This window comes from Aeromonas sp. WP2-W18-CRE-05, assembly GCF_014168615.1.
GTDB lineage: Bacteria > Pseudomonadota > Gammaproteobacteria > Enterobacterales > Aeromonadaceae > Aeromonas > Aeromonas caviae.
Genome location: NZ_AP021917.1, coordinates 602,832 through 612,500, shown reverse-complemented (window position 1 = coordinate 612,500; position 9,669 = coordinate 602,832). Strand labels below are relative to the sequence as shown.

Annotated in this window: 8 protein-coding genes (1 of these 8 cut by a window edge); 3 read left to right on the top strand and 5 right to left on the bottom strand. The window is 60.0% G+C overall.

The genetic code is table 11. The features are described 5' to 3' along the window. Positions 1 to 2,479 carry the 3' portion of an RNA polymerase-associated protein RapA gene (rapA, locus tag H7R73_RS03030; RefSeq protein ID WP_103260828.1) on the top strand. Its footprint begins 389 nt before the window's first position, so only the last 2,479 of its 2,868 coding nucleotides appear in the window; its start codon lies beyond the left edge, outside the window; its stop codon occupies positions 2,477 to 2,479. A 112-nt stretch (positions 2,480 to 2,591) separates the two neighbouring features. Beyond that, positions 2,592 to 3,248, top strand: coding sequence for a bifunctional tRNA pseudouridine(32) synthase/23S rRNA pseudouridine(746) synthase RluA (rluA, locus tag H7R73_RS03025; RefSeq protein WP_042014863.1), 657 nt, complete (start codon positions 2,592 to 2,594; stop codon positions 3,246 to 3,248). A gap of 64 nt (positions 3,249 to 3,312) precedes the next feature. Here rluA and H7R73_RS03020 read toward each other — a convergent pair whose 3' ends face one another. The 5 genes from H7R73_RS03020 to H7R73_RS03000 form a co-directional block, all read right to left on the bottom strand. After that, positions 3,313 to 3,501 (bottom strand): hypothetical protein, encoded by a 189-nt coding sequence (locus tag H7R73_RS03020; protein WP_103260829.1) that lies wholly within the window; start codon positions 3,499 to 3,501, stop codon positions 3,313 to 3,315. Between the two features lie 58 nt (positions 3,502 to 3,559). Further along, positions 3,560 to 5,491: a putative bifunctional diguanylate cyclase/phosphodiesterase gene (locus H7R73_RS03015; protein ID WP_103260830.1), complete on the bottom strand. Its 1,932-nt coding sequence runs from the start codon at positions 5,489 to 5,491 to the stop codon at positions 3,560 to 3,562. 25 nt (positions 5,492 to 5,516) lie between these two features. Further along, positions 5,517 to 6,014 carry a molybdopterin-binding oxidoreductase gene (locus H7R73_RS03010; protein WP_029313815.1) on the bottom strand — a complete coding sequence of 166 codons (498 nt, stop codon included), beginning with the start codon at positions 6,012 to 6,014 and terminating at the stop codon, positions 5,517 to 5,519. 94 nt (positions 6,015 to 6,108) lie between these two features. Then, positions 6,109 to 7,743 (bottom strand): chaperonin GroEL, encoded by a 1,635-nt coding sequence (gene groL / locus H7R73_RS03005; RefSeq protein WP_010673136.1) that lies wholly within the window; start codon positions 7,741 to 7,743, stop codon positions 6,109 to 6,111. Positions 7,744 to 7,786: 43 nt separating this feature from the next. Beyond that, complete coding sequence (locus H7R73_RS03000; RefSeq protein ID WP_005309514.1) at positions 7,787 to 8,080, bottom strand: co-chaperone GroES; 294 nt, start codon at positions 8,078 to 8,080, stop codon at positions 7,787 to 7,789. A 242-nt stretch (positions 8,081 to 8,322) separates the two neighbouring features. On the opposite strand from H7R73_RS03000, the gene H7R73_RS02995 reads away from it, so the two are divergent. Further along, positions 8,323 to 9,657 carry an MATE family efflux transporter gene (locus tag H7R73_RS02995; protein WP_232092774.1) on the top strand — a complete coding sequence of 445 codons (1,335 nt, stop codon included), beginning with the start codon at positions 8,323 to 8,325 and terminating at the stop codon, positions 9,655 to 9,657. Positions 9,658 to 9,669: the final 12 nt, after the last annotated feature.

The window sequence follows — 9,669 nt, the reverse complement described above, 5'->3', positions numbered from 1 at the left end:
GGCGCTGGTCAACCAGCACCAGCGTCGCCGCAACCCGACTCGCGGCCTGGCAGGCGGGAAAGTCAGTCTGATCCCGCACCAGCTCTACATCGCCCATGAAGTGGGTCACCGCTACGCCCCGCGCGTATTGCTGGCGGACGAGGTGGGTCTGGGCAAGACCATCGAAGCAGGCATGATCATTCACCAGCAACTGCTCTCCGGCCGCGCCCATCGGGTACTGATCCTGCTGCCCGAAACGCTCCAGCACCAGTGGCTGGTCGAGATGCTGCGCCGTTTCAACCTGCACTTCTCCCTGTTTGACGAGGAGCGCTGCATCGAGGCGTTCGCCGATGCTGAGAACCCCTTCGAGACCGAGCAGCTGGTACTCTGCAGCCTCGACTTCCTGCGCAAGAAGCGTCGTCGCTTCGAACAGGTGCTGGAAGCCGAGTGGGATCTGCTGGTTGTCGACGAAGCGCACCATCTGGAATGGAGTGAGGAGGCCCCCAGCCGCGCCTACGAAATGGTGGAAGCGCTGGCCGAACAAGTACCGGGCGTGCTGCTGCTGACCGCCACCCCTGATCAGCTGGGCCACCAGAGCCACTTTGCCCGTCTGCGCCTGCTCGACCCGGAGCGTTTCTACGACTACGACGCCTTCCTTGCCGAGGAGCAGGCCTACGGTCAGGTCGCGAGCGCAGCCCAGGAGCTGCTGGATGGCGAGACCCTGAGCGATGAAGCTAAAAGAATCCTTGCCAGCCAGCTGGAAGGGCTGGACTTGAGCAATAGCGCCGCCCGTCAGCAAGCGGTCGCCAAGCTGCTGGACCAACACGGCACCGGCCGGGTGCTGTTCCGCAACAGCCGCGCCAATATTCAGGGCTTCCCGGAGCGTCATCTCAACGTCTACCCCATGCCGCTGCCGGAGCAGTACAAGACAGCCATCAAGGTGATGGGCATGATGGGTGGCAACGGCGGCGATCTGCAGACCCGTGCCTTGCGCTACCTCTATCCCGAGAAGATCTTCCAGCAGTTCGAAGGCGACAACGCTACCTGGACCCAGTTCGACCCGCGCGTCGAATGGTTGCTGGAACTGCTGCTCTCCGCCCGTCAGCAGAAGGTGCTGGTGATCTGCTCCGAAGCAGCCACCGCCATCGCCCTGGAAGAGGCGCTGCGCACTCGTGAAGGGATCCGTGGCGCCGTGTTCCACGAAGGGATGTCGATCCTCGAGCGGGACAAGGCCTCCGCCTATTTCGCTCAAGCTGAGGGGGGCGCTCAGGTGCTGCTCTGCTCCGAGATCGGCTCAGAAGGTCGCAACTTCCAGTTTGCCAGCCATCTGGTGCTGTTCGATCTGCCACTCAACCCGGATCTGCTGGAACAGCGTATCGGCCGACTGGATCGTATCGGTCAGCAGAATACCGTCGAGATCCACGTTCCCTATCTGGAAGGGACTGCCCAGCGCGCCCTGCAGCTCTGGTATCACGATGGTCTGGATGCGTTCGAGCAGACCTGCCCGACGGCCCGCCCGGTGTTCGAAGCGGTACGTGACGAGCTGTTCGAGCTGCTGGCCGCCAACACCGGCGAGCAGGGCCCCCTCGACGCCCTGCTGGCCAAGACCCGCGAACTGCACGAGCCGCTCAAGGCCCGGCTGGAACAGGGTCGCGATCGCCTGCTGGAAATCCACTCCAGCGGTGGCGAGGCCGCCCAGCAGCTGGTCGAGAAGCTCGCCGCCGAAGATGACGACACCGGCATGATCTCCTTCGCCCTCAAGATGTTCGACGAGATCGGCGTCAACCAGGATGATCGTGGTGAAAATGCGCTGGTGCTGACTCCCGGGGATCACATGCTGGTGCCGAGCTTCCCTGGCCTGCCGCAAGACGGCATGACCATCACCTTCGATCGCAACACCGCCCTGTCGCGGGATGACATGGCGCTGCTCTCCTGGGATCACCCCATGATGCGTGGCGGCATCGACCTGATCCTGGGTTCCGAGATCGGTGCCACCTCGGTGGCACTGCTCAAGAACAAGGCGCTGCCGGTGGGGTCCATCCTGCTGGAGCTGATCTTCGTCGCCGAGTCTGCGGCCCATCCCCAGCTCTACCGTTTCATGCCGCCGACGCCGATCCGTCTGCTGATGGACAAGAACGGCCAGAATCTGGGAGAGAAGGTGGCATTCGATGCCTTCAACCGCCAGCTGACACCGGTCAACCGCCACCTTGGCAGCAAGCTGGTCACCGCATCCCAGCCGGTGATCCACGGCCTGATTGGCAAGGGCGAGGTCATTGCCAACGAACTGAAAGCCGGGATTGTCGACAAAGCCCGCGCCCAGATGGCGCAGACCCTGCAGCAGGATCTGGACAGGCTGGAAGCGCTCAAGGCGGTCAACCCGAATGTGCGCGACAGCGAGCTGGAATATCTGCGCAATCTGCAGGCAGAATTGCACCACCTGATCGACCAGACCCAGCTCAAGCTGGATGCCATCCGCTTTATTGTGGTTACCCATAACTGATAAAACGGTGAAATGGCCAAACCCAACGCGAGTTGGCTGCCATGCACTTTTATCGTGGTAATCCATAACTAATGGGGGCTTGCCCCCGCTTTGACCAAAGATGCGAGACGCTATGTTTGTATACTCACCGCCCCTGGAACCCTGGCTCGATATCCTGTTCAAGGACAAGGACATCATGGTGGTCAACAAGCCCACTGGCCTGCTGAGCGTCCCCGGACGCGGCCCCGAGAATGAAGACAGCGTGCTCCATCGGGTCAAGCAGCAGCACCCCAAAGCGGCGGCTGCCCATCGCCTCGACATGGCGACCACCGGCGTGCTGGTGATCCCGCTCACCCCCAACTCCCACCGGGAGCTGAGCCGGCAATTCCGAGAGCGTGAGACCGAGAAGCACTACCTCGCCTGGGTGTGGGGTGAACCGGTGCTGGATGCGGGTGAAGTGGATCTGCCGCTCTGCGTCGACTGGCCCAACCGGCCGAAGCAGAAGGTGGATTTTGAGGAGGGGCGTCATGCCCTCACCCTGTGGCAGAAACTGAAGGTGGAGAACGGCAACAGCCTGATCAAGCTGACCCCGATTACCGGTCGCTCCCATCAGTTGCGGGTTCATATGCTGGAGCTGGGCCACCCCATCCTCGGCGACAACCTCTACGCCAACCCGGATGCGCTGACGGCTGCACCGCACCTTTATCTTCATGCGGCCAGCCTGACCATCAGCCACCCCCGCAGCGGCGAGCGGATGACCTTCGAGGCACCGGCCCCTTTCCCGGTCTGAGCCTGACAGGTAACAACCCAATAAAAAGAAAGCCCCCATCGAGAGATGGGGGCTTTTTTATCGCTCAGACGCGGATATCGATCTTGCCTCCGAGGGAAGCGCTGGCCGATGTCGGCGCAGCCGGAGCGGATTGCGCTGCTGTTTCCAGCAGTTTCAGTGCGGATTCGCCTTCCTGGGTCTGCTGCTTTTTGGCCAGGCTGGCCACCATCAGTGCAGAACCGAACGACGCATTTGCAGAACTAGAAATATCCATTGTGTACCTCCTGCCAAGAGACTATCGGCCGGGCCCGGTGAGACATGAGCCATATCGTTCAACGCAGATATGCCTTGTCCGGCGAGCGCCGGGCCAACCAGCGCTCTTCCATCTCCAGCAATGTCTGATAGGCCTTTTCAGCATGCTCCGGGCGGCTGAACAGATATCCCTGCCCATACAGATGTATGTCGGTCAATGAGCGCAGCACATCGAGCTGCCCCTGGGTCTCGATCCCTTCACATACCAGTTTCTTGCCAAGCATGGAGCCCATACGGCAGATGTTGGCGACCAGTTCGGCCGCCTCGATGGAGGTGTCGATACCCTGAATGAAGGACCTGTCTATCTTCACCTTGCTCACCGGCAGCTTCTGCAGATAGCTGAGGGAGGAGTAGCCGGTGCCGAAGTCGTCAAGGGCCAGATGTACCCCCTGCTGGCTGAGATCCTGCATCAACTGCAGCGAGTTCTTGACCTCGCGCATGGTGGTGTCTTCCGTCACCTCCAGCACCAGGCTGGACGCAGGGATATGGTGCTCCATCAGCGCTCTGGCCACCAGCTTCAAGAGGTTGCGCTGGTACATGCCCGGGGAGATATTCACGCACATCTGCAAGTCCACCAAACCCAGGTGCTGCCACTGATGAAGTTGCTCACATGCGGTATTCAATACCCAACCACCCAGTTTCTCAGCCAGCTGGAACTCTTCCGCCACCTGGATCACCTCGTTGGGGGGAATAAAGCCAAGCTCGGGATGGCGCCAGCGCAGCAGTGCCTCCACGGCTTCACAGCGTCCGCTCTCAAGATTGACGATGGGCTGGTAATAGAGCTCGAGCGCATTGTGCTCCAGCGCCATCACCATGTCGGACGCGAGATGCTTGCGCCTGGCCGTCTCGTTGAGCAGGGAACTGTCATAGATGACATAGGGAACATGGGTCTTGCGGCTGTGAGAGAGGGCCTGCTCCGCCCGGCTGAGTAACTCCTGGGTCTGGTTGCTGTCGGTCGGGAAGAAGGCGATACCGATACCGACCTCAAGCCGGAAAGGGTAGTTGTCGATGATGATGTCTTGCTTGATGGAGTGGAGTACTCTGGCCACGAGCTCCCTGACCTGGCGAAGATCGCTCCCCTCCCGTTGCAGCATGGCAAGCTGATCTCCCCCCAAACGCGCCACCCACTCCCCGTTTTCGCACAGGGCGCGCAGCCGCTTTGCCACCTCCTGCAACAGGAGGTCCCCTGTGTTGTAGCCAAACTTGCTGTTGATATCACGAAAGTCGTTGATGTCGACCAGCACCAGTCCGAAGGAGGTGTCACGGGTGACGTAGGCATCCATCTTTTCCAGCAACGCCAGCCGGTTGGCGAGCCCGGTGAGGGGATCGATCCTAGCGGTCCTGAAATGGCGCCTGGCTTCTCGCACCAGCAGGCCGCTGAGCAGAATGACGGACACCACCAGCCCCAACACCATGAACAGCAGGGCATTGCGCAGCTGGCCAAAACGCGCGTCGTTGCCCGTATAGACGTTGATGTTGTTCTGCATGACGGAAGCAAGAGAGTAAGAGAGGGGTTCCTGCAAGGGCGCCAGTGTCATCATGACTTGCTGGTAATCCGGCGTCCCCGGTTTGAGCCTGACCAAATCAGGCTCCAGCTTGCGGATACTGCTTTCGGTCAGTTTCACCAGCCGCAGCGTCTTCGGATTGTCCGCGAGGCTTTTTCTCAATTGGCCGCTCAGGAGAATAGGGGTACGACTCCAGAGAATGTCATAGCGGAGCAGCAGGGCTTCCTGGTCTATGCCGCCATAGTGGTAAATCTCGACGGCATTGAGAAAGCGGCCCAGCTCGAGCTGCAACTGCATCAATGCCCAGGAGACGTCATAGGTGTACTTCTCCATCACCCGGGTCGCATTTTGTATCTGCACCAGGCAATAGAGGGTGCTACCCGTGAACAACAGAATGGATAGATAAAGAACGCCGAGTAAGGGCCATGCCCTGGTCTTCGCTTTCACCCAGTACTCCCGTAAACCACCGTTTTTACTGCTGAATGTCGATCGCACTCAGTTGCCAGATCATCATGTCGGTGAACTCGGAACGCCTGAGTTCGGGATGCTGATCCAGTGGCAGGATAAACCAGAGCGGCCCCTTGTCACGTACCCGCATGGTCATCCCGTCATCCTGCCAGGCCAGGATAGGATCGTATTGCTTGACCTTATCCCAGTTGATCCGGATCTGGAAACTGTTCAGGGCGGTGAGCGTGATGCTCTTGCCGTTGGCCTTCACCTCCGTCAGCACGTCCGCCAGTTTCGGCCCTACGTATTTGTGCGGTTTGTCCACCCAGGGATTGCTCGTCACCACCTCATGCTGCGGCAGCGCCTGGATCATGGCCATATCGAACAGCACCTCTCCATCTGCCGGGTCGGCAGGGTCCAGATTACCCGTCACCTTGAGAATGACCGGCCCCTGCGGTGTCGCCTGCGCCATGCCCGGCAAGGCCAGGGAAAGGAGTAACGGGAGAAGCCCTAAGTATCGCATGTTCACCTCAGATCATTTCACTATCAACAACTTCAGCTTAGTAGCACTAAAAAAAACGGCCCGCAAAAGCGAGCCGTTTGATGACTTGACGGGATTACATCATACCCATACCGCCCATGCCACCCATATCAGGCATGGCAGGTGCATCTTTCTTCGGCAGCTCGGAGATCATGCACTCTGTGGTGATCATCAGGCCAGCGACGGACGAGGCGAACTGCAGAGCAGAACGGGTTACCTTGGTCGGATCCAGGATACCCATGGCCAGCATGTCGCCGTACTGTTCGGTGTAGGCGTTGTAACCGTAGTTGCCTTCACCGTTCTTCACGGCATTGGCGATGACGGAGGCTTCTTCGCCGGCGTTGATGACGATTTGACGCAGCGGGGCTTCCATGGCGCGCAGGGCAACCTTGATACCGACGTTCTGGTCTTCGTTGTCACCACGCAGGGAGGCCAGCTTGGCAGCAACGCGCACCAGCGCTACACCACCACCGGCAACCACGCCTTCTTCCACGGCTGCGCGAGTGGCGTGCAGGGCATCGTCAACACGGGCTTTCTTCTCTTTCATTTCAACTTCAGTGGCAGCACCCACCTTGATCACGGCAACACCGCCGGCCAGCTTGGCCACGCGCTCTTGCAGCTTCTCACGGTCGTAATCGGAAGAGGTCTCTTCGATCTGCTGACGGATCTGGGCCACACGGCTTTCGATCAGGGCGGCATCACCCACACCATCGATGATGGTGGTGTTCTCTTTGGTGATGACGATACGCTTGGCACGGCCCAGATCTTCCAGGGTCGCTTTTTCCAGCTCCATACCCACTTCTTCGGAGATCACGGTACCACCGGTCAGGATGGCGATATCTTGCAGCATGGCCTTGCGGCGATCACCGAAGCCCGGCGCCTTGACGGCGGCCACTTTCACGATGCCACGCATGGTGTTGACCACCAGGGTCGCCAGCGCTTCGCCTTCCACGTCTTCGGCCACGATGATCAGCGGTTTGCCCGCCTTGGCCACACCTTCCAGCACCGGCAGCATTTCGCGGATGTTGGAGACTTTCTTGTCCACCAGCAGGATGAAGGGGTCATCCAGCTCGACGGAGCCGGTTTCCGGCTTGTTCACGAAGTAAGGGGAGAGGTAGCCGCGGTCGAACTGCATGCCTTCTACCACCGCCAGCTCGTCGTCCAGGCCCTGACCGTCTTCCACGGTGATGACGCCGTCACGGCCGACCTTGTCCATGGCTTCGGCAATCAGCTTGCCGACCTTCTCGTCGGAGTTGGCGGAGATGGTGCCTACCTGGGCGATGGCATTGTTGTCGGCACAGGGAGTGGACAGTGCTTGCAGCTCGGCAACGGCAGCCACAACGGCCTTGTCGATACCACGCTTCAGATCCATGGGATTCATGCCGGCGGCAACGGCCTTCAGGCCTTCGTTGACGATGGCTTGAGCCAGTACGGTGGCAGTGGTGGTACCGTCACCGGCGGCGTCATTGGCCTTGGAAGCGACTTCCTTGACCATCTGGGCACCCATGTTCTGGAACTTGTCTTCCAGTTCGATTTCACGGGCAACGGAGACGCCATCCTTGGTGATGGTCGGGGCGCCGAAGGACTTGTCCAGTACCACGTTGCGGCCTTTCGGGCCCAGGGTCACCTTGACGGCATCGGCCAGGATGTTGACGCCTTCCAGCATTTTGATGCGAGCTTCGTTGCCAAACTTAACTTCTTTAGCTGCCATGTTCTTCAATCCTTAAATCAATTCGGGAAAAGAGGGAGGGTGATTACTCTTCGACAATCGCCAGGATGTCGGTTTCGGACAGGATCAGTACGTCCTGGCCATCCAGCTTTTCGGTCTTCACGCCGTAGCCTTCGTTGAAGATCACCTTGTCACCCACCTTGACGGCCAGTGCTTTGACATCCCCATTGTCCAGAATTCGACCAGTCCCCACGGCAAGAACTTCACCACGGGTGGACTTCTGGGCCGCAGTGCCAGTCAAGACGATGCCGCCAGCGGATTTGGCTTCAGCTTCGATGCGCTTGATGATGACGCGGTCGTGCAGTGGACGAATTTTCATCGATAACTCTCCCAAAATGAGTCTCTGTGTTGCTTGAGGAATGGCCGCAATCGGCCAAATTTGTCATGCCCCTGATCTGGGGCAACAGGGCTAGCCCTTCAAGGGCAAATACAAAAAAAATATTTTCACGTACTATGAACACCTTCGATGGATCACCCATCCCCAATCAGGAAGGCGGATGGAGACGGCCAGCATTCAGGCCCAAAGCACCTAGAGACTCTGCCTTGAGCCGACCCAATCCCATGCTGACCGCCCCCATGACACCCATGCTGCTGCGCATGACGGGCCCCATGATCCTGGGCATCATCGCCATCCTGGCCTTCAACCTGGTCGATACCTTCTTTATCGGCATGCTGGGTACCCAGGCGCTGGCCGCCATCAGTTTCACCTTCCCGGTCACCTTTGTCGTCACCTCCCTGACCATGGGGTTGGGGGCTGGCCTGTGTGCCCTGCTCGGTCATGCCCTGGGGCAGGGTCGCCATGACGAGGCAGCCCGCATCACTACAGACTGTCTGTTCCTTGCCGTCATCCTGGTGAGTCTGCTCGCCGGGCTGGGGGCAATGACCATTACCCCTCTGTTCACCCTGCTGGGTGCCAGCGCAGAGCTCATCTCCCTCATCCACGACTACATGCTTATCTGGTATCTGACCGTCCCCATGCTGGTCGTGCCCATGGTCGGCAATGCGGCCATCCGGACGACGGGGGATACCAAGACCCCCAGTCTGGTGATGGGGGTCGCCGGTCTGGTCAACGGCGTGCTGGATCCTCTGCTCATCTTCGGGCCAGGCCCCTTCCCTGAGTGGGGCATTCGGGGAGCCGCCATCGCCACTTCCCTCTCCTGGCTGATGGCCATGCTGGTCAGCCTCTATATATTGCGCCACCGCGAGGGCCTGCTGCGCTGGCGCCTCTCTCCCCGCCCTCAGCTGCTGGCCCATTGGCGCGCCCTGCTCCATGTGGCGGTGCCCGCATCGTTTACCAACATGCTCAACCCACTGGCCAACGCCGTGTTGATGATCATTTTCGCCGGGCTGGGAACCGAGGTGGTCGCCGCCTACGGCGCGGCATCCCGGGTCGAGGCCTTGCTGCTCATCGTGATGATGGCGCTCTCCTCCGTGCTGGCCCCCTTCATCTCGCAGAACTGCGGCGCCGGGAATCCGGCCCGAGCCAAGGCCGCCCTGCTGCTCTGCATGCGCTTTGCCCTGCTGTTCCAGCTTGGGGTCTACGTGCTGACCTGGCTTCTCGCCCCCTTCATCGCCGATCTGTTCAGCGATCATCCGCAAGTGGTGCGCCTCATCGTGCTCTATCTGCATCTGGTCCCTATTGGCTACGGCTTTCAGGGCATGGTGATGCTGCTGGCATCGGCGCTCAACGGCGTCAGGGCATCGGCGGTGTCACTGCTGATAAACGGCATCAGGCTGTTTGTCTTCTTGCTGCCAGGGGCCTGGCTGGGGGCAAAACTGGGGGGAGAACAGGGGATCTATCTGGGGATGCTGCTGGCGAACCTGGCCGCCGGATTGCTGGCATGGGGGTATGCCCGCCACAGATTCGAGCGGCTGTGCCATCAGGGGAGATCCTGACAGCACAGCTCG